The following is a 26,512-nucleotide window of genomic DNA, read 5'->3' on the forward strand; positions in this document are numbered from 1 at the left end:
CCGTAAGTTCCGTATTATCGGCCAATGTCCAATACACGAAACGTGTCTCTGGATGCGCGGAGGGTGAGCGCAACGGAGGCGGCGAAGAACTTCGGATCGATCCTCACGGAAGTGCGGGAGCGCGGCGCCGAGTACGTCGTGGAGCATCGCGGGAAGGCGGTCGCCCGGATCAGCCCGGAGGAAGATCCGACGCTGACCGTGAAGGAGTTCTTCGAGTACATCGAGAATCGTTCCGTTCCTCCCGTCGGGGAGGAATATCTCCGAGCAGTCGAAGAAGGCATCGCGATCTGGAACCGCGAGGAAGTCCCCGGAGGGTCGTGGGAACGCTGATCGATACCAGCGTTCTGGTCGCGGCCGAACGGGGTCATCTGAATCGCGAAGCGGTGTTCGCGGCTATTGCCGACGAAGATGGCGGAATGGCGATGGCCGCCATCACCGCTTCCGAGCTCATGCATGGCGTCCACAGGCTTCGCGGTGCCGGGCAGGCGGCGGCCGAGCGCTCGTGCAGGACGTGGCTGTCGCTGCTTCCCGTGCTTCCGTTCGATCTCGATGTGGCCCGGGTGCATGCGACGCTGACGACGCACCTACGCGGTGCGGGCACTCCCATCGGCGCCCACGACCTGATTATCGCGGCCACCGCGGTCCACCACGGTCATGCCGTCGCGACGCGGGATCGGCGGAGCTTTGCCCGGATCGATGGACTGGAGGTCGAATACTGGTAGCCGACCGCAGGCGGGTGAGCCCCGACGTTCCCGCGGGAACGCGTCCCGGGGGAGCCGTGGACCGGAATCAGCCTCCCCCGCCCGCGGCGGCGACGCTCTCGCCCGGGGTCTCCAGGTTGCCGCTGTCGTCCACGGCGCGGCTCAGGATCGAGACCTCGTCGCCCGCCGTGGCGGGGTCGTACTCGTAGCTCCAGTCCGTCCGTCCGTGGGCGGGGTGCCACGTCTCGCCTCCATCGAGCGAGACTTCGACGGCCGCGACGACGCCACCGCCCGAATCCGAAGCTGTCCCCGAGATCGTGACCATTCCGCCTTCGGCGTCCGGCGCCGAAGGCGGCCCGAACGAGGACGCGGGCGCCTCGAAGTCCATCGACGCCGTCGCGCGAACGAGATCCGGCTGCATCGTGGCGGGCTGGACGCCCATGTCCGCGAACAGGTTCACCGTCGCCTGCTGCAGGACGAGGTCCGGACCGTGCGGATCCACGCCGACGCGCGTGTCCGCGCCGTTCATCCGTTCCGGCGGCACGCCGGTCTCGGTGTCGTGATGCGCATCGAGGCCCCACGACCACTGCAGCGTCCCCGAGCCGAACGTGAGTGCGCCGCTCTCGTGTCGATGGAGGACGGCGTGGTGCGTGGCGGTCCCCGTCTCGCAGCCCCGCCCCGGGTGTACGCAGTAGAGCGTGTTGTCGATCTCCGTCGCGGCCACCCGGAACAATCCGGGCGGGCGGAACCCGTTGTCGATGTCCGAGTCCCACTCGTGGCCCAGGATCCCCTTGATCGACACGTACCGCTCGCCGGGCCGCAGCCGGGCGACCTCGGTGTTTCGCCAGAACCTCAGGTCGGCGAACTCCGCGTCCACGATGATGGGGTCGTTCCGCCACGCGTTCACCGTGAACAGCGTCCCCGTCAGCGCGTTCTCGGGCCAGGCCCCCTCGGCGTTGATCGAGCGGTGGTCGCGGAACTCTCCCGTCCACTCCACCGGATCGAGCCGCCGATGATCCTGCGAATCCTTGTACGTGACGAGCGTCCGGTACGGCTCGCCGGAGCCGTCGATGCTCGCCTCCCACCGAACCTTCCAGTAGACCTCGTTCGAGCTGAAGAAGGCGAGGTGCATGCCGGCGGCCCGGGCCGCCTCCACGTTCCGCCGCTGTCGTCCGCTCCAGTACTCGTCGTGACCGACCGAAAGGAGGATCCTGTGCTCAAGCAGTTCCTCGCCCCGCCGGTCCGTGTCGATCCCCGAGGAATAGCTCACGTCGTAGCCGTTCCTCTCCAGCCACCGGACCATCGGGTATTCGGAGTTGAAAACCATGTTCACGGCCCGGTAGTGCCGCGTCTCGAAGGGCCGGTTGTAGCTCACCTTCGGCGCGCGGGGTTCCCCGCCGTGGAGGCGAAGGCGCTCCGGGTTGAGGCGTCCGTACACGCTGTGCCCCCCGTACCGGTTGTACGCCTGCCAGGTGACGTCCGACGTCTGGAAGAGCATGTCGGACTCGCCGTCATCGTCCCGCACGACGAAGTAGATGTGGCTTGCGCGCGGTTCGCGCAGCGGGTTCCGCATCACGGCCCGGAAGCCCGGCGCCTCCCACAGCGAGTCCTCTCCTGTCGGCGGGAGCGGCGTCGCCTCGAACTGGTCGTTCTTCACCCAGCCCTCGATCGGGTCCTCGCGCACGAGCCGGGCGAAGTAGATCCCGGAAGTCGCGTCCTCCGGCGCCTGCCAGGAGGCCGAGACCGCCCAGTTGCCGCAGTCCACAAGCGGGGCGGGCCAGGTTTCCATGCCACCGCCCTCGGCCAGCACCGGGATCGGGCCCCGCAGGCAGTCCGGCTGGATCTGCGGCAGCGTCGCGGCCGGATCGAAGGAGTCCACTCTGCGCGCACCCATGCCGCCGTAGTAGCCCATGCGGTAGATGTCGATGCGATAGTCGTCCGAGTCCGTGTCGATCTTGAACTCGATCGTCTCGCCCTGCGCGATCGCGATGTCGGTGCCGAACCCCTGGATGCTGGGGTCGCCATAGCTGTTGATGTCCCACTCCGTGGGCGGGTGCCCCTCGAGACAGTTCTCGGCCACGATCTCGTTGGCGGGGTTCACGCACGGATCACCCGCCATCGAGACCTGCAGTTCGCAGCCGGCCGCCGCGACAGCCGCGACCAGGAAAACGGAGGATGCGGGGAGCGGACGAGAGCGGGCTGCTACGGACGCGATCATGGCGACATCTCCGGACCAGAGCAGGGCGTCGGCCGACACCCGGCCGCCGCGTTCCCGCAACATGCCCCCGCCGTCGGCCGTCTACAACGGCAGCGAAGGCTCGGGTCGGCTCAGGTCGAGTCCGTTCAGCCGTCCTCGCCCGGGGTCTCCAGGTTGCCGCTGTCGTCTACGGCGCGGCTCAGGATCGACACCTCGCCGTCCGTCGCATCCGGATCCCACGCGTAGCTCCAGTTCGCGCGGCCGCGGGCCGGGCGCCACGTCATCCCTCCGTCCAGCGACACCTCGACCGCCGCCACGACGCCACCCCCGGCGTCTGACGCCGTCCCCATGATCGTCATCATGCCGCTCTCCGGATCGGGCCCCGAGGGCGCCTCAAACGAGGAGGTCGGCGGCACCTCATCGGTCGAAGCCGTGGCCGGCACGAGATCCGGCTGCAGGGTGGCGGGTTGCACGCCCATGTCCGCGAACACGTTGAGCGTCGCCTGCTGAAGGACGAGGTCCGGGCCGTTCGGATCGACGCCGACCCGCGTGTCCATGCCGTTCTGACGCTCGGGGGGGACGCCCGTCTCCGTGTCGTGGTGTGCGTCGAGTCCCCACGGCCACTGCAGCGTCCCCGTGTCGAAGACGAGTGCGCCGCTCTCATGCCGGTACATGGTCGCGTTGTGCGTGGCCGAGCCCGTTTCGCACCCCCGCCCGGGATGGACGCAGTACTGCAGGTTGTCGATCGTCGTCGCGGAGAGGCGGAAGAGCCCCGGCGGGCGGAACCCGTTGTCGATGTCCGAGTCCCACTCGTGGCCGAGGATCCCCTTGATCGACACGTACCGCTCGCCGAGCTGCAGCCGCGCGACCTCCGTGTTGCGCCAGAACCTCAGGTCGGCGAACTCGGCGTCGACCATGAGCGGATCGTTCCGCCACGCGTTCACCGTGAACAGCGTCCCCGTGAGTGCGTTCTCCGGCCACGGACCCTCCGGGTTGATCGAACGGTGATCGCGGAACAATCCCGTCCATTCGACCGGATCAAGTTTCCGGTGGTTCTGCGTCTCCTTGTAGGTGACGAAGGTCCGGTACGGCTGCTCCGATCCATCGATGCTCGGCTCCCAGCGCACCTTCCAGAAGACATCGTTCGAACCGAAGAAGCCGAGGTGTACGCCGGCCGCGCGCGCGGCCTCCACGTTGCGCCGCTGTTGGCCCGTCCAGTACTCGTCGTGTCCGACGGAGAGGAAGACCTTGTGCTCCAGCAGTTCCTCGCCGCGCCGATCCGTGTCGATTCCCGACGAGTAGCTCACGTCGTAGCCGTTGCGCTCCAGCCAGCGGACCATCGGGTACTCGGAGTTGAACACCATGTTCACGGCGCGGTAGTGCCGCGTCTCGAAGGGACGGTTGTAGCTCACCTTCGGCGCGCGCGGGGGTCCTCCGTGGAGCCTGAGACGCTCGGGGTTCAGCCGCCCGTACACGCTGTGGCCCCCGTAGCGGTTGTACGCCTGCCAGTTGAGGTCCGAGGTCTGGAAGAGCAGATCGGACTCGCCGTCGTCGTCCCGCACCACGAAGTAGATATGGCTGGCGCGCGCCTCGCGCAGCGGGTTCCGCATCACGGCGTGGAAGCCCGGCGCCTCCCACAGCGAATCCTCGCCGGTCGGCGGGAGCGGCGTGGCCTCGAACTCGTCGTTCTTCACCCAGCCGTCGATCGGGTCCTCGCGCACGAGGCGGGCGAAGTAGATGCCCGAGGTCGCGTCCTCCGGAGCCTGCCAGGAGGCCGATACGGCCCAGTTCCCGCAGTCCACCAGCGGCGCGGGCCACTCCTCGATTCCGCCACCCTCGGCCAGCACCGGGATCGGACTCCGCAGACAGTCGGGCTGGATCTGGGGCAGCCTCGCGGCGGGCTCGAACGAGTCGACACGGCGCGCACCCATGCCGCCGTAGTAGCCCATCCGGTAGATGTCGATCCGGTAGTCAGGGGAGTCTGTGTCGATCTTGAACTCGATCGTCTCGCCGCGGTTGATCGCGATGTCGGTCCCGAACCCCTGGATGCTGGGATCGCCGTAGCCGTTGATGTCCCATTCGGTGGCCGGGTGCCCCTCGAGGCAGTTCTCCGCCACGATCTCGTTGGCGGGATTCGAACACGCCTCCTCCATCGTCATCCGCGGAGGCGCGCAGGCGGTCGCGAGGAGTGCGGCCGAAGTGGTGAAGGCGAGGAAGGACGGACGGAAGCGCGGGCGTGGCTGGGTCATGGCGACATCTCCGGGCCCGGGTCAGCATGCGGACGGCCGACCCTCCGGCCGCCCCTTCCCCGCAACATGAGCCCGCCGTCGGAAGTCTACAACGCCGCTTGAACGCAGCGGGGTTCTTGCCACGGGCTGCTAGGGGAGACGCAGGGCCTCGGAATAGGGGCGGCCGAAGCGGTCCGTGGCCTCCACGCGCACCTCCGCCACACCGGGTTCGACGGGCGCGTAGAACATGTGGTTGGTGATGCGGGGCTCGACCCACGGACGATGCGGGGGCAGGTCGTCGCCGGAGTGAAGCTCGACGCTCAGCGGGTCGCGTCCCGGCCGCCGGGCCATGAGGCCGCGGGGATCGCCATCGGCGAACCAGCGCACGGTCCACTCGGGGTCCCAGTCCCACACGTTCGCCACGATCTCGTCCGGCGCGGAGGGATCGGTCCCCGGCGCGTAGATCCGCATCTGGTGGGCCGCCTGGAATCCCGTGGACTTGTAGCGCCACGAGATTTCCTCGCCCGCGGCCTCGTAGACGCAATAGCCGTTCGGGGCGCCGTCCCAGCAGATCGGTCCGCTCCACCAGGCGCCGCAGATCGCGCCCGCCACATGCTCGTGCGTCCCCGCCTCGAAGACGTGCTCGAGTTCGTGCGTGTGTCCCGTGAGGATGTGCGCCTGGAAGGGCTCCAGCAGCCGGTACAGCGCGTCGCGGTTCATGATCGCGCCCGGCGGATCGGGCGAGGTCAGGCCGCGTCGAACGTGGTTGCTCCCGAGCGCCGGGATGTGCGTCGCTACGATGACCGGCGCCCCCGCCTCGACGCGGTTCAGATCCGCCGCCAGCCAGGTCAGCGCGTCCGCGTCCAGATAGCCGAGGTACCCGCTCCCGTGCCAGAACACGTCGTCCAGCACCACGTAGTGCACGGCGCCGCGGTCGAACGAGTAGTAGCGCGGCCCGAAGTGGCGCGAGAAGGTGTCCGTCGAGGCCTCGTCCGTACGGCTTTCCATGTCGAGGTCGTGGTTCCCGATGACCTGGAAGAAGGGGACGCCGATCCGCTGCACGCCGCGCTCGTACTCCGGATACAGTTCGAGACGGTCGTACATGATGTCGCCGTCGGAGATGCCGAAGACGTGCGTGTCACCCAACTCCCGCACTGTCTGCTGGAGGTCGGGGACGGAGCGCTCGTGGAACCACCCCATCTCTTCCTCGGTCTGGGTCTGGATGTCCCCGAGGAGGAGCAGCGTGTGCCGCTCATCCGACACGCCCAGCGGCGCGAGGTCGAAGGCGACGGACATCTCGCTCGCGGACGGATCGATGCGCTCGTAGAAGCGCGCGGTGCCGGACGGGTTCAGCGGGATCTCGTATCCTGCCGGCACCCGAACCCACACGAAGTCGCGGTCCGCCGAGGTCACGAGTTCGAAGCGGCCATCGGCGTCGGAATCCACGACCTGGAGTCCATCGGAGACCGACACGCGGCCCAATCCGCGACCTTCCCCCCGGACCATCCCTCGCACGCGAATCCGGTTCGCGGTCCGGCGAGCGACGGGAAGAGGATCGCAGGGCGCCGCGAGGAGGGACTCCGCACGAGTCGCCAGCGCGGCCGCGGAGAGGGCGCCGGTCTTCAGGAACGTCCGCCGGTTCAGCATTCGTCGTACCGTCAGCTGAAGTCGCGGCCCAGGATGACGGCGACGATGATCGCGCCCACCGCGATCGGCGCCACCCAGCGGATGAAGAAGCGCCACGCCCCGTAGTGGAACCAGCGCGGCTCCGTGCCGTCCACCAGTTCCTGCTCCGTCGCCTTCCGGGTCATGAACCACCCCGCCGCGAGCGTGATCGCGAACCCGCCGGTGGGCAGCATCCAGTTGGAGACGAAATGGTCGACGGTCGAGAACCAGCCCACCTTGCCTGCGAAGATCTCCAGCGTGGCCAGGAACGGCGTGCCCGTGAACGAGAGCGCCGCGAAGATCGTGAACACGAAGATCGCCGCGCCGCAGAGGACCGTCGCCTTGTGTCGAGGGATGCGGTGCTCATCGATGACGTAGCTCGACACGACCTCGAGCAGCGAGATCGTCGAAGTCAGCGCCGCCAGCGCCACGAGCACGTAGAAGAGCGGCCCCAGCACGACGCCGAACGGCACCGCGGTGTAGAACAGCTCCGGCAGCGAGATGAAGAGCATCCCCACCGGTGAGCCGCTGACCTGGTCGCTCATCCCCGTCACCGAGAAGATGACGGAGAACATGATCACCGTCGCCACGAGGGCGATCAGCGTGTCCAGCGCCACGATCGCCCCCGACGCCTTCACGATCGAATGCTTGCGCGAGATGTAGGAGCCGTAGGTGATCATCGCCCCCATCCCGAGGGAGAGGGTGAAGAAGGAGTGCCCCAGGGCCTCTAGAACCCCGCTCATCTCCAGTTCCCCGAAGTTGGCGCGGAAGATGAAGCGCATCGCCTCCCCCGACCCGCTCATCCCCAGCGCGCTCACCAGGAGGAGGAGCAGGATTCCGAACAGGATGGGGAGGAAGATGCGGGCGATCCGTTCGATCCCCTTGCTCACGCCGAAGTAAACGACCGCGATCGTGGCGACGCTGAAGCTGAGGGAGAGCGCGAGCTGGAGGCCGGCGTTCCCCACCTGCTCGTTGAAGAGGTCGCCCGCCGCCATCCCGGCGGGATAGCCGCCGAACGTCCAGCCGAGGGACTGGGCGAAGTAGTACAGCGACCAGCCCGCGATGACGGTGTAGTAGCTGAGGAGGATGAACCCCGCGAGCACGCCCCAGCCGCCGACGACGCCCCACCAGGGCCCGGCCGCCTCCTTGAGCGCCCCGACCGCGCTCTTCTGGCTCCTGCGCCCGATGAGCAGTTCCGCCATCATGATGGGCAGGCCCACGGCGAGGATGCAGACCAGGTAGACGAGGACGAAGGCGCCCCCTTCGTTTTCCCATGTGATGAACGGGAATTTCCACAGGTTGCCGAGGCCGATCGCGCTGCCGGTCGCGGCCAGCACGAGGCCGACGTTCGAACTCCAGTTATCGCGGGGTTGGCTCATGGGACATGTCCAGTCGGGCGTTATCCGGGCAGGGGACTTCCGCCCCTGCATGAGTTCGACGATCCAACCTACCCCGTCGTCACGAGAGGCCACCAGACGCACGCCATGCCGAACCTGAACGAAGTCATCCGGAGCACGCCCAAGGCGGAACTCCACATCCACGTCGAAGGCTCGCTGGAGCCCGGAATGATGTTCGACCTCGCCCGCCGGAACGGCGTGCCGCTCCCCTACGGCAGCGTCGAGGAGGTCCGCCGGGCCTACTCGTTCGGCAACCTCCAGGAGTTTCTCGACCTCTACTACGAGGGGATGAACGTCCTCCGGACCGAGGAGGATTTCTTCGATCTCGCCGACGGCTACCTGCGGCGGGCGGCTGTGGACGGTGTCGTCCAAGTCGAGATGTTCTTCGATCCGCAGGCCCACACCGGACGCGGCGTGCCGCTGGTGACGCTGATGGACGGGCTCGAGCGGGCCATCGTCCGCTCACGGGAGCGGGGCGTGAGCGTCTCCCTCATCCTCTGTTTCCTGAGACACCTCACCGAGAGGGAAGCGTTCGAGACGCTCGAGGCCGCGGAACCCTGGCGGGACCGGCTCCTCGGCGTGGGTCTCGACTCGAGCGAAGTCGGACACCCGCCCTCGAAGTTCGCGCGCGTGTTCGAGGCGGCGCGTGACATGGGCCTCCGGCTCGTCGCCCACGCGGGGGAGGAGGGTCCGCCGGAGTACGTATGGGAGGCGCTCGACATCCTCGGCGCGGAGCGCATCGACCACGGCAACCGGGCCCTCGAGGACGACGCCCTGGTCGCCCGACTGCGCGACGACCGCATCCCGCTCACGGTATGCCCGCTGTCGAACCTCGAACTCCGCGTCGTGGAGGACCTCGCCGCCCACCCGATCAAGCGCATGCTGGACCTCGGCCTCCTCGCGACCGTGAACTCCGACGACCCGGCCTACTTCGGCGGCTACATCAACGACAACTTCCGCCGGGTCGCCGCGGCCGTCGGCCTCACTGCCGACGACATCGAAACGCTCGCCCGCAACTCCCTTGAAGCCTCGTTCGTCGCTTGACGCGACAGACGTTCGTGACAACCGTCGGGCTTGAACTCCACGCCGAGGAGTTGACTATCGCTTCGTCCGGATCCTGACGCGTGACTCTCAACGTAGTTCGAGCGCCGGCGGCGGCCCCGCTGTGGGAGGGGTGCGTCGACCGTTTTCTGGCACAGGCCGCCTCATCGGCCGAGGCGGGCGCGGGGGCTGGCGCGTGGATCTGGCTCAACCACCGGAGCCTGCGGGATCTCCTGTTCGAGGCCGCGCATGAACGCGGCCTCCCCGGCTGGCTCGATCCTCCCGTTACGCTGTTCGGAGAGCTGACCGACCGTTTCGGTATCCGGGAGAAGTCCGTCGGGCTCCTCACGCGCCGCCGGCTCGTGAGCCGGCACGCGGCGCGGCTGGGGCAGCGGATCCTCGGGCGGGAGCCCGGCCGCGGGGACGGCGTGATCCGCGGACACATGCTCGACCGGCTGTTCGGCGACCTGCTGCCGGAGGGCGTACCGCCGGACGAGTTGGAGCGGGCGCTGGCCCGGCTGGGCGGCGACGACTTCGCGCGCCGCCGCAACGACTGGGCTGTGGCCGTCTACCGCGCGTATCTCGCTGCGCTTGAGAAGCGCGGGTTCCTCGACCGGCGCTCGGTGAACGCCCGCATCGCGGAGCGGATCGAGGCGGGAGGACTGGCGGCGGCGATCGGCGGCGCCCGGGAATTGCACGTGTACAGCATCGCGAGCCCTCGAACGCGCCGACGCATGCTTGAGGCCCTCTCCCGTCAGGAGGAGGTGGACGTCCATCTCTACCTCCCGTCCGAATCGGAGCCTGACCGCTTCTTTGACGAACTCGCCGACCGGACCGAGGTGATCGGCGTCCCCCGCGATGGCGGCGAAGATGGTGGGGGCGGTGCCGGGGCCGGGGCCGGGCCGGTGACGGTACAGCCGGTTCCGGATGCCGCGCGGGAGATGGCCTGGGTGGCACGGCAGGTCAAGGAGATTCTCGCGGCGGGTACCGCGGAACCGCATCGGATCGCCGTCGTCGCGAGGTCGGGTCGCGAGAACACGCATCGCGCGTACCGGGCGCTGCGGCGGGCGGGCGTCTCCGCGACGGCTCGCATCCGGACGCCGCTGGACGAGGTCCCGGCGCTCAGAGCGCTCCTCCTCGTGCTGCGGGGCGTCGGGCGGAACTGGGACTACCGGTCTCTGCGCGCCCTCCTCGCGCACCCCTACTTCGACACCCGCGTCGATCTGCGCAGCATCGACGCCATCGCGGCGCTCCGGCGCGTGGTGGGGCTCGAGAGCTGGACCGGTGCCCTCGAGCAGTTGCGTCCGCTCGTCGAGAACAAGGCGCGCGAGGTCCGCGGACGGGGGCTCTTCCTCGATCGTGTGGAGAAGGACATCGAGGCCTTTGGCGCCTTGCGGGAGGTGCTCGATCCGCTCGCCGACGCCCGCTCCGAGGCGGACTGGATCGATCTCACGCTCGCGCTCCTCAGGGAGGATCGCGGCGTGTTCCGGCTGAGGCGCCGCGTGTGCGACCCGGTCGAGGAACGGTGGGAGGTCGTGCGCTCCGACCAGCGCGGAATCCTTCTCCTGGAACGACTGCTGCGGGAGTGGAGGGAGCTCGACCACCCGGACGACCCGCTCCCACCGGCGGGGTGGCACGCGCTGCTCGGCAAGCTGTTGCAGGCGAACGAACTCGTCCTCTCGACTCCCGGGCAGAAGGGCGTCCAGGTGCTGGAGGCGCACGACGCGGCGCTCGTGCCCTTCGCCCATACCTTCGTCGTGCATGCGAACGACCGCGAGTTCCCCCGCGCCGGGGGCGCCACGGGCGTGTTCACGGACACGGAGCGCCGCCGCCTCGCAGCTCTCGGGTTGCCGCTGGCCCACCGGGACGAGACGCTGCGCCGCGAGCGGGGCCTATGGCGCGCGGTCACGCAGCAGGCCGGCCCGGTCTGCATCAGCTACCGCACCACGGACGCGGGCGGCACGCCGCTCCTTCCGTCGCTCATGGTCCCGAGTCACGAGGACGCCGCTGAGCTGCCCCGGATCCGTCGCCCCTCGGACGAGCTCGACCCCGTGACCCCGGCCGAGGCGGACCGGCGGGCCGCCTTCGCGATCCACAGGGCTCTCGGGGTTCCGGACCCGACGGAACGGCCGCGAATCGCGCCCGCCCGCCCGGAACGCGTCGCGCGTGCGATCGTGGCGGCGGCGGCCGAGATCCACCGCGGTCCGGGACTCGAGCGCTATCCCGGATTCCTCCTTCCGGCGCCATCGCCGGGCCCGGCGATGGCCGTGCACCCGGCCTTTCGGCCGAATCCATGGAACGGCCACCTGCGCGATCCGGATGTGCTCCGGGAACTGGAGCGCCGCTTCCACGACGACTATCGATGGTCCGCCGGCCAACTCGAGGCCTACGCCCGGTCTCCCTTCACCTTTCTCGTCGAACGCGTGCTCTGGCTGGAAGGCGTGGAGGAGGCGGAGGAGGAGACGACGCCCCTCACCTTCGGCAGCGTCGCGCATGAGATCCTCGAACGCTTCTACGCCGAGTTCATGGGGAGGCTTCCCGTCGCCCTGGAGGGGTCGGTCGAGGACCGCCTCGCGGAGATCTCCGCTGAAGTCTGTGCCGAGCGCGCGGAGAAGGGGGAGTGGCTCGGCGTCGCCAGCCTGTGGGAGCAGACCCGGGAGGGGATCGTCGCCGCCGTCCGCAACTACATCGAGTGGGAACTCGGACACATGGCCAGGAAGGGCGAGTGTCCCATCGAGACCGAGGTCGGGTTCGGCTTCGACGACGAGCGTGCGATGCTCGCGGGCACCGACATCCGCGGCCGCGCGGCCCGCCTGCGCATCTGCGGCCGCATCGACCGGCTCGACCGGGACGCGGGCGGGACCGGGGTATTTCACGTCCTCGACTACAAGAGCGGCAAGCCCCCGCCGGCGCCGAGATTCGATGACGCGACCGCCCTGCAGGGGGTGCTCTACGCGCAGGTGATGGCCGACCGGGGCTACGCGATGGGCAGCTGCCGGTACCGGTCCATCAGGAGTCCCGGGAGTCCTCTCAACGGAGGGCTGGTCAGATTCGGAGAGGAACGGTACGACCGGGCGCTCACAATGGCGCTCTCCATCCCCGCCCGCGTGCGGGCCGGGTGCTTCGAGGCGGTCGTCTCGCGGAAGGGGGACTGGTGGTCCTGGGATCCGCCTCGCGAGGTGCGCCGCAGCGACGCCCAGATCGCCGAGGGCCACCGCTTCGACGACTTCGGGGACGACGCCAGTGGCTGAGATCCGGTGGACGCCCGAGCAGGTGCGGGCGATTCGGTCGGAGGACGACACGTTGCTCGTTGCGAACGCGGGCACGGGAAAGACGACGACCGTCGTGGGCAAGATCATGTGGCGGCTGGGCCTTCCGTTCGGCGTGAATGGGGAGACGGGAGAACCGCTCGCGCCGCCGGCCGTCTCCTGCCGGCTGGATGAGATCGCCGCGATCACGTTCACGGAGAAGGCGGCCTACGACCTCAAGCGACAGCTTCGCAAGCGCATCGAGGCATCCCCGCGTGCGGACGACCTTCGCTGGGACATCGACCGCGCCTCGGTCGGCACAATCCATTCCTTCTGTGGCGAATTGCTGCGCGAACACGCCCTGCGGCTCGGGATCGACCCCACCTTCGAGATCCTCGATGAGGACGAGGCGTGGGCGGAACAGGACGACCTGATCAAGGCGCTCCTGCTCGAGCGGCTGGACGAGGAAGACCCCGCCGCGCAGAGGCTCCTGCGACGCTGGAAGCTCACCGGGTGGCAGCACTCCAAGGGGGCGATCGACCACGTACGGGACGTACTGCGTGACCTCCGCTGGCGGGAACAACGATACACAAAGTGGCTCCGCGGCGACCCGCCGCCGGAGACCGGCGACACGCTCGACCTGTTCCCGCACGAAGGCCCCGGCCTCGACCTGCCCGTGCTGAGGACCCTGTGCAGGGAGAGTGAGGCCAGCGACGAGGAAGCGCTCGCGATCTGCGCGGACCTCGTCGAACTGGGCCTCGAGGCCCGCGCGCGCTGGGACGCATGGCTGGAGGAAGAGAACCGGCGCGATTTCGACAGCCTGGTGCTCGGCGCGGCCGACCTCCTGGCCGGCCCCGCGGGCGAGGCCGCGCTCGCCGCGATCCGCGACCGCTACCGGATCCTCATCATCGACGAGTTTCAGGACACCGACTTCACGCAGCGCGACATCGCCTTCGCGATCGGGCGCGGCGTGGATCGCCCGCAGCTCTTCCTCGTCGGCGACCCGAAGCAGAGCATCTATCGCTTCCGCGGCGCGGATATCTCGGTCTGGAACGCGGTCGCCGACGATTTCGCCGAGAGCGGCGAGATCCTCGACCTCCCGAGGAACTTCCGCAGCGCTCCACCGATCGTCGACTTCGTGAACGTCGTCGGCCGCGTCTCGATGGACGAGACGGGCCGCGCGCTCGCGGAGGAAGAGCTCCCGAGCCGGATCGACTACGCCGAGCTCGTGGCCGGCGTGCCCGACCATGCGCAGACCGGCGTCGAGTGGGTCCGCGCCCAGGGGAACAACGTCGCCGAACGCCGGGAAGCCGAGGCCGTTCGCATCGCGTGCCGGATCCTCGCCTCGGTGGGCCGCGACGAGGTCCGCGACCCCGACAGCGGCGAGCTTCGCCCGCTCGCGTTCCGCGACATCGCCGTCCTCTACCGCGCCCGCACCGGTATCGAGCATGTCGAGACGACGCTCAAGCGCTATGGCATCCCCTACTTCGTTTCCGGGATGGCGCACCTCGGCGAGCGCCAGGAGATCCTCGATGTCCTCAACGCGCTGCGTCTGCTTCAGAACGAGCGCGATGACGTACGGGCCTTCGGCTACCTGCGCTCGCCCTTCGTGGGTCTCCGGGATGAGACGATCGCCCGCATGCACCTGCTCCAGCGGTCCGGGCCGCTGCTCCGCCGCGCGAAGCGGTGGCTCGCGGAAGGGGAGTGGCCCGAAGCTCCGGACCATCCGGAGCTGACCGACATTGAGCGGGGCGCGCTGGCGCAGGGCCTCTCGGTGCTCGACGGCCTGCGGCAGCTCGCGCCGCGGCTCGCGCTGGACGAGATCATCGAGGAGTTGCTGGAGCGGACCGGATATCGTCTCCACGTCCTGCTCATGGAGGGCGCGGAGGAGGTTCTCGCGAACCTGCAGAGCCTCATCCACTTCGCGGAATCCCATCGCGCCAGCGACCTCTCCACCTTCTTCGAAGTGTGGGATCGATCAACGAACCGGGAAATCGGACTTCCGCAGGCCCCGCTGTACTCGAAGGAAGACGATGTCGTCACGCTCTCGACGGTCCACCAGGCGAAGGGGCTGGAGTGGCCGCTCGTCTTCCTGATCCGCGTCGAGCGGAAGCTCTGGACCCCCCGTACGAACGAGTACTGGTCCGATCCCGAACTCGGACCCCTGTTCTGCCTCAAGGCGTCCGACCGGGGGGCGCGGGGCCATCGCATCCTGCGTCGCGAGGAACTCGAAGCGACGGCGGAGGAAGCCCGCCTCCTGTACGTGGCCGCGACGCGGGCCCGGGACCGGCTCGTCCTTGCGGGACCGAAGGAGGGCAAGGGCTACGACCGCTGGCTCGTCGAGGGGGAGGCTCCCGAGCGGGGTGATCCGGCCGCGCGCGCCGCCCCGGAGACGAGCCGACCCCCGACGCTCGCGTGGCTGGACGGATACGAGGTCGCCGAGCCCCCGGCGCTGATCCAGCCGCTCCCCGAGCCGCCGTTGCGCTGGACCCGCTCGGCGACCGAACTCATGCTCCTGGAAGAAGATCCGGAAGAATGGGAGCGCCGGTACAGGCACGGCGCCCTCGCCCCATGGCACTTCGCGCCCGAAACCTCGGCGCAGGAGACGGGACTCCCGGCCCTGGTCCGGGGCCAGATCATCCACGGCGTGCTGGAGCGGCTGGAGGCGGAGGCCGAGATCGCGCGCGTCGTCGAAGAGACCATCGGTTCGCTGGACGAGCCCGAACTCGAGGCCATGCTTCGCCCGGGGAGCGAATACCGCGAGCAACTGGAGGATGAGATCCGCCGCGTGGCGGCGAGCGAGGAGTGGGCCTGGTACACGGAGGGCGACCTCGGACGCGACTACTGGAAGGAACTCACCTTCACCCACCTCGTGGGAGCGCGGGATTGGCGGTTCGGCGCCTTCGACCTGTACCGGCGCCTCCGCGGCTCCGGCGCCGCCCCGGACCACGGCACCCCGCCCTCCTTCCTGGCCGGAGCCCTCGGCCTGAAGGAGGGACTGGACGCCCTCGTCATCGATTTCAAGACGCACGACATCACGGCGCCCCAGGCACCGCACGCGGCGCGCAGCTACCGGATCCAGGCCGACGTGTACCGGGCGGCCGCCTCGAGCATGGCCGGCCGGGTCGCCGTCGGCCTGCACTTCACCCACGCCAACGCGCTCGTCCCCATGCGCAAGAAGCCGGATCCGACCTGACCACCGGTGACGGTTTCCTGGCGTTTGGCGCTCATCGTGAAACGATTCGCAAATCCGTGAAGTGTTTTTGACGCCCAGCGGCCAACTTGCGAGCTTTTCTCCCGCCTCGACACGCGAGTGGCTGTTGCTTCCTCCCGGCCACGCCCCGGAGGAGAGTCTTCGAGGACACCTGGAGTTCGCTTTGAAGTGGGAGGGCGTGAGTTTGGGGGTGCTCTCCGCCCTTTTTGGGAAAATCGACCCTCGCGAGATCGTCCGTATCGTGCGTGACACGCCGACGGGCGCTTACGCTCGCCGCATCTGGTTTCTGTATGAATGGCTGACGGACAAACCTCTGGGCCTCCCTGAAGCCGCAAAAGTGAAGGCCGTTCCGGTGGTGGATCCAAAGCAACAGTTTGCTTCGGCGAGCGGCCCTCTCTCACGACGGCATCGTGTGCGCAACAACCTGCCCGGCACGAACCGGTTCTGTCCGCTCGTCCGGCGGACTCCCGAGCTTGAACGCTATTCGGACATGCGCCTCGGCGAGCAGGCTCAAGATGTCGTTGGTCATACTCAGCCGGATATCATTCGCCGCGCCGCGTCGTTTCTACTCCTCGAGGACAGCCAGGCATCGTTTCAGATCGAAGGCGAGCATCCGACGCCGGCCCGTGGGCTCCGTTGGGGCCAGGCGATCGGCGAGGCCGGCCAGCGAGACCTTGAGGTCGATGAACTGGAGCGCCTTCAGGAACTCGTGATCGGGGACTCGAGATTCGTCGAGCTCGGGCTCCGGACCGAGGGCGGGTGGATCGGCGAGCGCAACCGGGCGACGGGTGATCCGATTCCGGAACATATCAGTGCACGTCCGGATGACCTGGCCGATCTCATGCGAGGAGTGGTCGAGTATGGCCGACGGACGGAACAGGCGGCCGTCGATCCGGTCGTATCGGCGGCCGTTGTGTCGTTCGGGTTCGTATACATCCATCCCTTCGAAGATGGGAACGGCCGCCTTCACCGCTGGCTGATTCATCACGTCTTGGCACGTGCCGGATATAACCCGCCTCATGTCGTGTTCCCCGTGAGCGTCCCCATGCTGAGGCGGATCTCGGAGTACCGTGAGGTGCTTCGCAGCTACTCCTCGCAGGTGCTGCCCCTGATCGAATGGCGCGCGACGAGACGACACAACGTCGAGGTCCTGAACGAGACGGGCGACTTCTACCGGTTCTTCGACGCCACGGCCCACGCGGAGTTTCTGTATGGCTGCGTCGAGGAGACGGTGACACGGGATCTCCCCGAAGAAGTCGAATACCTGGAGCGGTACGACGAGTTCTCGCGGCGCGTCCAGGAGGAAGTGGCGGACATGCCGGACCGGACGATCGACCTGCTGTCCAGGTTCCTGCGGCAGAATCGCGGCACGCTGTCGGAGCGGGCGCGCACCGGCGAGTTCGAGCGACTTACTGCGGATGAGGCGGAGCGGGTCGAGGCGCTCTATGCGAGTTGCTTTTCCGCAGAGGTCTCTTGAGGGACAGATCACCACGGAACAGTCGGAGGTGAACCGATGACCGGGAAGCTGGAACGCTGGTTCAGGCTGTCAGAGCGCGGCTCCGACGTGCGGACGGAGGTGACCGCCGGGGTCACGACCTTCCTGACGATGGTCTACATCGCCTTCGTCAATCCGTCGATCCTCTCCGAGGCCGGCATGCCGTTCGGCCCCGTGTTCGTCGCGACCTGTCTCGCGGCGGCCTTCGCGACGCTCGTGATGGGGCTGTACGCGAACTATCCGATCGCCCTGGCGCCCGGGATGGGGCTGAACGCCTTCTTCACCTACGGCGTCGTACTCGGAATGGGGTACCCTTGGGAGGTCGCGCTCGGGGCTGTATTCCTGTCCGGGACGCTGTTCGTCACGCTGAGCGTGCTCCCGGTTCGGCGCTGGATCATCGACGCGATCCCGCGGGGCCAGAAAATGGCGATCTCGGCCGGCATCGGTCTCTTCCTCGGCGTGATTGCACTGCGGAACGCGGGCATCATCGAGGGAAGTCCGGCCACGCTCGTCACCGTGGGAGAACTGACGTCGGCGCCGGCCATGCTCGCCCTGCTCGGCTTCTGTGCGATCGCGGCGCTCTCCGCGCGGCGGATCCCGGGCGCGGCGATCCTCGGGATGCTCGGCGTGACGGCGCTTGGCCTGATTCTGGGCGTTTCGGAGTGGCACGGGTGGGTGTCCCTGCCCCCGGATCCGACCCCCACGCTGCTCGCGCTGGACATCGGCGCCGCGCTGCAACTGGGCATGATCGCGGTGATCTTCACCTTCCTCATCGTCGACCTCTTCGACACCGCCGGCACGCTGATCGGCGTCGCGCACCAGGCGGACCTCCTCGATGAGGATGGGAGACTGCCGCGCATCCAGCGCGCGCTGATGGCCGACTCGACCGGGACCGTGGCGGGGACGCTGCTCGGGACCTCGTCGGTCACCAGCTACATCGAGAGCGCCGCTGGCGTGAGCGCGGGCGGCCGCACCGGTCTGACCGCCGTCGTCGTGGCCGGCCTCTTCCTCGTCTGTCTGTTCCTCGCGCCGCTCGCCGAATCCGTCCCGTCCTTCGCGACCGCGGCGGCGATTCTCTACGTCGCCTGTCTCATGGCCCGCGCGTTGAAGGATGTGGAGTGGGACGACATCACCGAGTCCGCGGCGGCCGTCGTAACCGCGATCGCCATCCCCCTCACGTACTCTATCGCCGACGGAATCGGACTCGGCTTCATCACGTACGTCGCGATCAAGATCCTGGCCGGCCGCTGGCGCGAGTGTCCGCCGATGCTGGTCCTGGTGGCGCTGGTGTTCGCCGCAAAATTCATCTGGCTGTAACGTCACGACGTGTGAGCGCCCTGGCCCCGATCTTCCTCGACAGAGAGGCTGAATGAATCTCAGCACACGGCTTTCCGCCGGACTGCCCGCCATCGTCCTCCTCCTCGCCGCGCCGGGAGCCGCGGCCGGCCAGACGGAGTTCCAGCTCCAGCTCGGCAAGCTGGTGAATCCCTTCTCGGATACGGGGCACGGGACGACGGTCGTCACCTTCCAGAACGCGTCGCAGTGGTCGTTGGGCGACCACTTCATGTTCTTCGACTACACGGCGGACGGGGGGAACGACGGGTTCAACGAGAAGGACCTGTACGGCGAGTGGTATCCGTCGCTGAGCCTGGGGAAGATCAGCGGGAGCCACGTCGGGTTCGGCCCGATCCGCGACTTCGCCCTGCTCGGTGGCGTGAACTACGGCTCGCAGGCGAAGGTGCTGAAGTACACGCCCGGCCTCCGGGCGTCGTGGGACATTCCGGGGTTCATCTTCCTTAACACGGAATTCGCCCGCATGGTCGACGCCTCGAGCGGTGTGGACAACGGCGGTGCGCCGGCGACGGACGACGGCTGGATGTTCGACGTGAACTGGCTCGCGACGTGGGAGATGCTGGGGCAGACGTTCACGTTCACCGGCCATGCGGAGTACATCAGCGCCGTGACGAACGAGTTCGGCGACGAGGTTCGCGCCTGGATTCTCGCCCAGCCGCAGCTGACCGTGGACGTGGGCCGGATCATGGGCGGCGACGGAGGTCGTCTCATGAGCGGGATCGAATACCAGTACTGGCGCAACAAGCTGGGGACCGACGTGTCGGAGAGCGTGGTCCAGTTTCTCGTCGTGTGGCGGTTGTGAACGCCAGCCCCGCCCCTCGCGTGACGAACCGGCGGCCTGGACGCTGCCTGCTCGCGGGTTCTTTGCTTGCCGCCGCGGCTGCGGCCACGGGAGACATCGGCCGGCTCTCGGCGCAAACGCCGGAGCAGCGCTACTCGGACTGGGTCCGCCCGGGCTTCCGCCCGCAGGAATACGAGTTTCGCCGCAACCGGATCCTCGACGGCCTGCGCGCCACCGGAGGCGGCCTCCTGCTCGTTCCCTCCTCGGACGGGATCACGCACGGCGAGACCTTCCGGCAACTCGAGGACTTCTGGTACCTGACGGGACTGGAAGTCCCACAATCGATGCTCGTCCTCGATGCGCGACGCGACGCTTCAATTCTATTCATGCCGCAGCGCGACCCGCGCTTCGAGAACCCGGGCCGGCCCAACGATTTTCCGGGCCGGCCGCTGCTGGACGACTACCGGATCCGCGGCATCGGCGGCGCCGACGACTACCGCGACATCGCCGAACTCGGCGGCTTTCTCCGCGAACGCGCGGAAGCGGGGGAGGTGCTTCGGGTCAACGCGGGCGCCCCGGGTGAGGTCCCCGACCCGGTCGTCCCCGTCGTCGGGAGTCTCGACCCCATGGCTTCCCTGATCCGGCGACTTCGGGACGACCATCCGGACGCGCGCCTGGTGAACGCCTTCGAGATCGTCGCCCGCCTGCGCATGGTAAAGTCGCCCGCCGAGATCATGCGCATGCGCCGCGCGGCGGACGCCACCATGGCCGGAATCCGGGCCGCTGCCGCCCTCGTTCGGCCGGGGGTCGACGAGCGCACGCTGCAGGGTGAGTTCGAGCGCGCCTGCCGACAGGCGGGCGCCCAGTCCATCCCCTTCACGCCCATCATCAAGTCGGGTCCGAACAGCCTCTGGCCGTGGCGTGTTCTCGCGGCCCACTATGACCGACGCAACCGGCGGCTGGAGGATGGCGACCTCGTCATCTTCGATGTCGGGTGCGAACTGAACGGATACGTGAGCGACGTGGGACGGACCTTCCCGGCGAACGGGGCGTTCACCGACGTCCAGCGGGAGAAGCTCCTCGTGAGCACGCGGGCCGCGGAGGCCGTAATCGCAGCCATCCGTCCGGGCGTCACCCTGCGCGAACTCACGGACGTGGCCTACGATGCGATCCCCGACGAGGAGGAGCCGTACATGCAGACGCCCTCCTTCTTCGGCCACCACATCGGGCTTTCGACGGGAGATCCCGCACTTCTCGACGAACCGCTCGCGCCCGGAATGGTCTTCACCGTCGAGCCGTGGTACTACAACCACGACATCGGCGTCTCGGTGTTCGTGGAAGAGGTCGTCCTCGTCACCGAGGATGGTGCCGAGGTCCTCACCGACGCCCTCCCCCGCGACCCGGACGCCCTGGAGGCGCTCGTCCCCTGAAGGACCCTCGGCGTCAGGCGTAGCGGGCGCTACCCTGGGGGTTCCTCCGTTCCCTCCCGGAGAACGGCGAGGTAGCTGTCGCAGGCGAAGATCTTGCCCCGCTGGCGGCCCGTGATTTCGCTTACGAAGCCCAACTCTTCGAGGGACTGCAGAGCGGCGGCGACCGTCGGACCGGAGAGACTCGTGCGCTCAGCGAGTCCGTTGATGCTGTCGACCGGGCGTTCCACCAGCGCACGGTGTACCCGTAGAGTTGAACTTGCCCGTCGTCTCTCCTGGATCCGGGCACGGTTGTCCGCGACGAGTTCGAGTGCGGATCGGGCGGTCGCGACGGCACCCTCCGCCACCTGGCGCACGCCTTCGAGGAAGAAGCGCAGCCACATCTCCCAGTCTCCCGTGCGACGCATTTCGTTCAGGAGTCGGTAGTAGGTGTCCCGATGCTGTTTGAAGTAGAGGCTGAGATACAGGAGGGGCTCACGCAGAAGCCCTGCATCGCACAACATCAGGGTAATCAACAGGCGCCCCAATCGTCCGTTGCCGTCCTGGAATGGATGGATCGTCTCAAATTATGCCCTCTCGGGACGCCGCTAAGAAAAGAAAACGACGCCTTTTTTCGTTACGCGTCGGCTAACGAAGGAACTTTTCCTTACGCCCCTCCTGCCGCCGGGTTGCACGGCCCGGGTTGCCGGGCGCATGCTGCGACATGAGAACGGTGCGGAGGTCGACCGGTACCGGCTGGAAGGCAGTCATCGGATTGGCGGTGGCGCTGCTTTGCGCCGCCACGGTTGGCTGCACCCGCACCGGGTGGCCGGATCCGCAGCCGGTGGAGTCCGAGGTGCTGGCGGCCGAGCATGAGGAGTGGCGCGAGGGGCGGCGGCGCAGCCTCGCGAACCCCAACGCGGGCGTCATCAGTTGGGACGGGCTCTTCGAACTGCGCGAAGGCGCGAATGCCTTCGGGTCCGATCCGGCGTCGTCCATCGTCCTGCCGGGGGAGGACGCGCCGCCCCTGGCCGGAACGCTGTACCTCGAGGATGGGGCCGTGCGGCTCGTCCCCGAAGCCGGGAGCGGTCTGCATCTGAGAGAGCCGGTTTCCGGCGCGGCCGGCGACGCCGTCACGGAACCGATGCCGCTGCCGGACGACCGGAGCGAGGGGACGATCCGCCTGGGGCTGGGGTCGCTCGGGATGCGGGTCCACGCGGAGCCGGGAACCGAGAGGCTGTGGCTCCGGGTCTGGGATACGGACGCCCCGCGCCTCGCTGCCTTCGAGCTTCCCGAGTACTTCCCGATCACGAACGAATGGCGCGTGACGGCACGGTTCGAACCCTATGCGGAGCCGCGCACGGTCACGCTGGGGGATGTGCGGGGCGGTACGCTCGAGAACACGGCGCCGGGGGACCTTGTCTTCCGCGTGAACGACGCCGAACACCGCCTCATGGCCTTCGCCGGCGCGTCGAGCCGCTCCTACTTCATCAGCCTGTGGGACTCGACCGCGGTAACCGACACCTACCAGGCGGGCCGCTACATGCGCGCGCCCTTCCCGGACGACGACGGCTGGACGACGATCGACTTCAACCGGGCCTACAATGCCCCGTGCGCCTTCACGCCCTACTCGGTGTGCAGCCTCCCACCGCGCGAGAACTACCTCCGCTTCGCCGTCACCGCCGGAGAAAAGCGGCCGTAATCGACGACGCTATAAGCGGCAATATTTGGCTGTTTATCTTCCATCGAGGTCTGTAAAATGCCATATATGGCCTCTTGACGTATCGACCATCCGGCGACAATATGGGGCATGGCGGACGAAACTCTGACTTCCCGGGCGCTGCGGATCGAACTGGGGCGTCGCCTTGCGAAGCTGCGCCTTGCGAGAAACGTGACACAGCGGACGCTGGCCGAAGATGCCGGAATAGGACTGCGTACGCTTCGCCGTATCGAGGCCGGACAGTCGTGCGGTGTGGACAGCCTGCTGCGCGTCGCGATTGCGCTTGACTTGGGGGAGGGTCTGCTGAACGCGGTGCCGCCGCGGGAGGTTCGACCCATCGAACGCGTGGACTCGGGCGGCAAGGAACGGCAGCGCGCGCGCCCTCGGAAGGGTGCGTCGCCCGACGATCCCTGGTCGTGGGCCGAAGATCCGAATGACTGACGCCAGCGTGAACCTGTGGGGTCGCCGAATCGGCGCGGTGTCCTGGGATGCGGGGCGGCAAGTCGGCGTGTTCCAGTACGATCCCGCCTTCCTGTCGGCCGGCATCGAGGTCTCTCCGATGGCGATGCCCGTGCGGGAGACTCCGTATGCCTTCCCGGCACTCGGGGAGGCGTTCAGGGGATTGCCCGGCCTGCTCGCGGATGCGTTGCCGGACCGTTTCGGCCACCGGCTGATCGATGTCTGGCTGGCGGAGACCGGGCGCCGCCCCGAGGAGTTCAGTCCAGTGGACCGCCTTTGCTACATCGGCGGGCGCGGCCTCGGGGCGCTGGAGTTCGAACCGGCGCTGCGTAGCGGCGACGGGGGCGAGGTTGAGATCGCCCAACTCGTCGATCTCGCCAATCGGGTTCTCGACGAACGGGGACGGCTGTCGGGCAGGCTCGATGGCGAAGACGATGGCGGAGCGCTCCAGGACATCCTCAGCGTGGGAACCTCCGCGGGCGGCGCACGGGCGAAAGCGGTGCTTGCGTGGAATCCGGCTACGGGCGAGTTCCGGTCCGGTCAGGTCGACGCGGAGGTCGGCTTCGAGAACTGGATCCTCAAGTTCGACGGCGTCTCCAACAACCGGGACCGGGAACTGGCCGACCCGCTCGGTTACGGGCGGATCGAGTACGCGTATCACCTGATGGCGCGCGAAGCCGGGATCGAGATGGCGGAGTGCCGTCTGCATCATGAAGGCGACCGGAGCCACTTCATGACGCGGCGGTTCGATCGCGACGCGAAGGGACGGAAGATCCACATGCAGTCGCTCGCGGCGCTGCGCCACTTCGACTACAACCTGCCGGGCGCGTATGCCTACGAGCAGGCGGTGGAGACGATCCGGAGGCTTGGGCTCGGCATGGCGGTCGTCGAGGAGCAGTACCGCCGGGCGGTGTTCAACGTCATCGCGCGGAATCAGGACGATCACGTGAAGAACATCGCGTTCCTGATGAGCCGCAGCGGGATGTGGCGACTGTCGCCGGCGTATGACATCGCGTACGCCTACAACCCGCAGGGGAGATGGACAGGCCGGCACCAGATGAGCATGGCCGGCAAGCGCGACGGTTTCGAACGCGCCGACCTGCTGAAGTTCGCGGAGACTTCCGGACTCAGGATTCCGACGGCGGGCCGCGTCGTCGACCAAGTACTAGCCGCGGTCGGGAGTTGGCCGCGTTTCGCATCCCAAGCGGGCGTCGAGGAAAGGGATGCCGGGCGGATCGCGAAGACGCATCGCCCCGACCTGAGGTGACCGCTCAGGCCGAGGGGAGTTCCTTTTGCATCTCCTCGGCGGACATGAGGGAGAGGGCGCAGAAGGTGAGCGTCCCGTTCGCGCAGCCGCCGCTGACGATGGTCGGCGCGCCCACGACGAAGAGGTTCTCGTGGTCGTGGGTGCGACCCCGGCGGTCCACCACGCTCGTGGACGGATCGTCGCCCATCCGGCATCCGCCGCCCGGGTGCTCCCACAACTCGGACGGCTGCCCGATGCTTCTCATGGAGCCCCCGGCGGCGCGCGCCAACTCCTCGAAACGTCCCGAGATCGTCCCGACCGTGTGGTCCTCGAGGTCGATGCTCTCCTGCGCCGGGCGGTAGTCGATCCGGGGCATCGGGTCGCCCAGCTCGTTCGTCTTTCCGGCGTCGAGCGTGAGGCGGCTCTCGCGGTCCGGGAGCAGGTCGTAGTAGGCGCGGACGCGCGCGGTGGACTCGGACTCCGTGCGGGCCCTCCAGTCCGCCATGATTTCGTCGCCCCACAGGAGCTGTCCGTCTTCGTCCCTGAGTTTCGCGGTGCGGCCGACGTTCGACTCCCACAGGCGGAGGTCATGGCGCACGTAGCGGTCCAGGGGTCCCGGACTCGCGAAACGGCGGGACAGGAGGCTGTTGTAGACGAACATGCCGGGATAGAGCCGCATCGGCAGGTTGATGAAGCCGCTGAGGTACCAGTGCCCCGTCATGTACCGTCCCACGTTTCCCGCGCGGTTGGCGAGGCCGTCCGGGAAGCGGCTGTTCGCCGAGAGCAGGAGCAGGTGGGAGCTCCAGGCGTGCCCGGAGGCGATCACGAAGGTGCCCGCGCGAAACTCGACGGGCTCATCGGGCGCGTCCCGGTCGACGGCTTCCGCGACCGCGATCCGATCCGAACCCGGCTCCAGGCTCAGGCGCCGGACGAGCGTGCGCGTGACGAGGTCGATGCGCCCGTCCGCCAGCAGTCGGTCGAAGGCGAAATCGGGCGTGTACTTGGCGCCCGTCGGACAGACGGAGCAGGTGTCGCACCGCCGGCAGACGTTCCGCCCCTGCCAGGGCTCCGTGTTGCGGGCCCAGGGCTGCGTCCAGAAGGGGATGTCCGTCTTCTCGGTCCACTCCCGCATGCGTTCGAGGCTGTACGACAGGGGCAGCGGGGGCATGGGGTAGGGCTTCGAGCGCGGGTCGTACTCCGGCGGACCCTGTTCGCCCGCCACGCCGATGCGCTCCTCCGCCTCCTGGTAGTACGGCTCGATGTCGTCGAAGGAGATGGGCCAGTCGGACGCGACGCCGTACAGCGACCGCAGACGGAAGTCCTCCGGCGAAAAGCGCGGGACCGCGCCGCCCCAGTGCATCGCCGCGCCGCCCACGAGCATGGAATTGTACATGGCGCCCGTGCCCGTCTGGCCGCGGATATGGTCGTTGGGCCAGGGATTCTCACCGTAGGCCAGCATCCGCGCCCGGGTGTCGGACCGTTCCTCGAGAGCCGCCGTCCGTCCGCCGGCCTCGACCACGGTGATCGAGGCGCCGGTGCGCTCGGCGAGCCGTTCGGCCACCATCGCGGCCGTGATCCCGCCGCCGATGATGCAGACGTCGCTCTCGACGACGCGCCTCGCCGCCCGCCCACCCGCGGGGCTGCGTGGGCGGCTCACGGCGCGGCTCCCAGCGGCGCGGGTTCGTCCTCGGCCCCCTCGATCGAGCGGCAGAGTTCCCTCCGAATGGACCGCCCGTAGCAAATGTCCGTCGCGATCGCGGAGCCGAAGAAATGGGCCGCCAGGGCCAGCGCCACGTGGTCCGCGTTCTCGGGCGCCCCCAGGTCGGGCCCGGTGTCCGCGAGCGGACGCGCGAGGAGTTCCCGCCGACCGGATACTCCTAGGTCGGAGAGGGACACGCCGTGGCGGCTCTCACACTCCTTCTCGATGCCGTCGAGTTGCGCCACCCATCCCGGGCGGGGATCCGGCCCCGAATACCGGATCTCGGGTACCAGGTACGCGTGGCTCAGTTCGGCGACGGGCTCCAGCGCCTCGGACCAGCGCTCGAAGGCGCGCACGGCGCGTTCGCGACCGTCCTCCCCCAGTTCGTCCGGGAGGACGGCTTCGGCGACGGCCCGGAGGGTCTCGGTGGGGAGGGGGACCGGGGTGGCGCCGTCGGCGCGGGAGAGCGCGTCTCCGCCGGTCTCGGCCGCTCGCGCGCCAGCGGCTTCGGGAGCGCAGCCCGTCAGGGAGACGGCGGCCACCGTCGCGGCAGACTGCTTCAGGAACGTCCTGCGAGACTCGGCCATGGCCACCGGCCTTCCGGAAGTTGAGCTAATCGAGTCCTCAAGTGAGCGTAGGTGCCAGGCTTGAAGCGTCGCAAC

19 protein-coding genes are annotated in these 26,512 nt (G+C 68.4%); 12 read left to right on the forward strand and 7 right to left on the reverse strand.

Annotated features, from left to right (window positions below; genetic code table 11):
- Positions 1-63 precede the first annotated feature (63 nt).
- Together RN729_RS12545 and RN729_RS12550 are read left to right on the forward strand one after the other, a co-directional pair.
- On the forward strand, positions 64-330 hold the full coding sequence (locus RN729_RS12545; protein ID WP_310785276.1) for a hypothetical protein: 267 nt from the start codon (positions 64-66) through the stop codon (positions 328-330).
- Positions 318-722: a PIN domain-containing protein gene (locus RN729_RS12550; RefSeq protein ID WP_310785278.1), complete on the forward strand. Its 405-nt coding sequence runs from the start codon at positions 318-320 to the stop codon at positions 720-722. The genes RN729_RS12545 and RN729_RS12550 overlap by 13 nt, the downstream gene beginning before the upstream one ends.
- A gap of 67 nt (positions 723-789) precedes the next feature.
- Here the strand turns inward: RN729_RS12550 and RN729_RS12555 are convergent, their stop codons facing one another.
- The 4 genes from RN729_RS12555 to RN729_RS12570 all read right to left on the reverse strand — a co-directional run bounded on the left by RN729_RS12555 (position 790) and on the right by RN729_RS12570 (position 8,170).
- Positions 790-2,919: a N,N-dimethylformamidase beta subunit family domain-containing protein gene (locus tag RN729_RS12555; RefSeq protein ID WP_310785280.1), complete on the reverse strand. Its 2,130-nt coding sequence runs from the start codon at positions 2,917-2,919 to the stop codon at positions 790-792.
- Positions 2,920-3,044: 125 nt separating this feature from the next.
- Positions 3,045-5,147, reverse strand: a complete 2,103-nt coding sequence (locus RN729_RS12560) for a N,N-dimethylformamidase beta subunit family domain-containing protein (RefSeq protein WP_310785282.1) — start codon at positions 5,145-5,147, stop codon at positions 3,045-3,047.
- Between the two features lie 129 nt (positions 5,148-5,276).
- Positions 5,277-6,773, reverse strand: coding sequence for a calcineurin-like phosphoesterase C-terminal domain-containing protein (locus tag RN729_RS12565; RefSeq protein WP_310785284.1), 1,497 nt, complete (start codon positions 6,771-6,773; stop codon positions 5,277-5,279).
- An 11-nt stretch (positions 6,774-6,784) separates the two neighbouring features.
- On the reverse strand, positions 6,785-8,170 hold the full coding sequence (locus RN729_RS12570; RefSeq protein WP_310785286.1) for a sodium-dependent transporter: 1,386 nt from the start codon (positions 8,168-8,170) through the stop codon (positions 6,785-6,787).
- Positions 8,171-8,275: 105 nt separating this feature from the next.
- Between RN729_RS12570 and RN729_RS12575 the strand changes: the two genes are divergently transcribed.
- The 7 genes from RN729_RS12575 to RN729_RS12605 all read left to right on the forward strand — a co-directional run bounded on the left by RN729_RS12575 (position 8,276) and on the right by RN729_RS12605 (position 20,750).
- Positions 8,276-9,232: an adenosine deaminase gene (locus tag RN729_RS12575; RefSeq protein ID WP_310785288.1), complete on the forward strand. Its 957-nt coding sequence runs from the start codon at positions 8,276-8,278 to the stop codon at positions 9,230-9,232.
- An 80-nt stretch (positions 9,233-9,312) separates the two neighbouring features.
- The gene (locus RN729_RS12580; protein ID WP_310785290.1) at positions 9,313-12,480 is read left to right on the forward strand and encodes a PD-(D/E)XK nuclease family protein; all 3,168 of its coding nucleotides are present in this window, start codon (positions 9,313-9,315) and stop codon (positions 12,478-12,480) included.
- Complete coding sequence (locus tag RN729_RS12585; RefSeq protein WP_310785292.1) at positions 12,473-15,673, forward strand: UvrD-helicase domain-containing protein; 3,201 nt, start codon at positions 12,473-12,475, stop codon at positions 15,671-15,673. The genes RN729_RS12580 and RN729_RS12585 overlap by 8 nt, the downstream gene beginning before the upstream one ends.
- Before the next feature lie 430 nt (positions 15,674-16,103).
- Complete coding sequence (locus tag RN729_RS12590) at positions 16,104-17,168, forward strand: Fic family protein (protein WP_310785294.1); 1,065 nt, start codon at positions 16,104-16,106, stop codon at positions 17,166-17,168.
- A 36-nt stretch (positions 17,169-17,204) separates the two neighbouring features.
- Positions 17,205-18,503, forward strand: a complete 1,299-nt coding sequence (locus tag RN729_RS12595) for an NCS2 family permease (RefSeq protein ID WP_310785296.1) — start codon at positions 17,205-17,207, stop codon at positions 18,501-18,503.
- A 52-nt stretch (positions 18,504-18,555) separates the two neighbouring features.
- Entirely contained in the window at positions 18,556-19,341 is a 786-nt protein-coding gene (locus RN729_RS12600) for a hypothetical protein (protein ID WP_310785298.1), read from the forward strand.
- Positions 19,338-20,750, forward strand: a complete 1,413-nt coding sequence (locus RN729_RS12605; protein WP_310785300.1) for a Xaa-Pro peptidase family protein — start codon at positions 19,338-19,340, stop codon at positions 20,748-20,750. The genes RN729_RS12600 and RN729_RS12605 overlap by 4 nt, the downstream gene beginning before the upstream one ends.
- Positions 20,751-20,779: 29 nt before the next feature.
- On the opposite strand, the gene RN729_RS12610 is transcribed toward RN729_RS12605, so the two are convergent.
- On the reverse strand, positions 20,780-21,250 hold the full coding sequence (locus tag RN729_RS12610) for a hypothetical protein (RefSeq protein ID WP_310785302.1): 471 nt from the start codon (positions 21,248-21,250) through the stop codon (positions 20,780-20,782).
- A 200-nt stretch (positions 21,251-21,450) separates the two neighbouring features.
- Here RN729_RS12610 and RN729_RS12615 point away from each other — a divergent pair, with 200 nt between their 5' ends.
- From RN729_RS12615 to RN729_RS12625, 3 genes are all read left to right on the forward strand, one after another.
- Positions 21,451-22,428 carry a DUF1684 domain-containing protein gene (locus RN729_RS12615; protein ID WP_310785304.1) on the forward strand — a complete coding sequence of 326 codons (978 nt, stop codon included), beginning with the start codon at positions 21,451-21,453 and terminating at the stop codon, positions 22,426-22,428.
- A gap of 108 nt (positions 22,429-22,536) precedes the next feature.
- The gene (locus RN729_RS12620) at positions 22,537-22,887 is read left to right on the forward strand and encodes a helix-turn-helix transcriptional regulator (protein WP_310785305.1); all 351 of its coding nucleotides are present in this window, start codon (positions 22,537-22,539) and stop codon (positions 22,885-22,887) included.
- Positions 22,880-24,172: a type II toxin-antitoxin system HipA family toxin gene (locus tag RN729_RS12625; protein ID WP_310785306.1), complete on the forward strand. Its 1,293-nt coding sequence runs from the start codon at positions 22,880-22,882 to the stop codon at positions 24,170-24,172. Before RN729_RS12620 ends, RN729_RS12625 begins: the two co-directional genes overlap by 8 nt.
- 4 nt (positions 24,173-24,176) lie before the next feature.
- Here the strand turns inward: RN729_RS12625 and RN729_RS12630 are convergent, their stop codons facing one another.
- Entirely contained in the window at positions 24,177-25,808 is a 1,632-nt protein-coding gene (locus RN729_RS12630) for a GMC family oxidoreductase (protein WP_310785307.1), read from the reverse strand.
- Positions 25,805-26,437, reverse strand: coding sequence for a twin-arginine translocation signal domain-containing protein (locus RN729_RS12635; RefSeq protein WP_310785308.1), 633 nt, complete (start codon positions 26,435-26,437; stop codon positions 25,805-25,807). The genes RN729_RS12630 and RN729_RS12635 overlap by 4 nt, the downstream gene beginning before the upstream one ends.
- Between the last annotated feature and the right edge of the window lie 75 nt (positions 26,438-26,512).

It is taken from the genome of Candidatus Palauibacter polyketidifaciens (assembly GCF_947581785.1).
GTDB classification, from domain to species: Bacteria; Gemmatimonadota; Gemmatimonadetes; order Palauibacterales; family Palauibacteraceae; genus Palauibacter; species Palauibacter polyketidifaciens.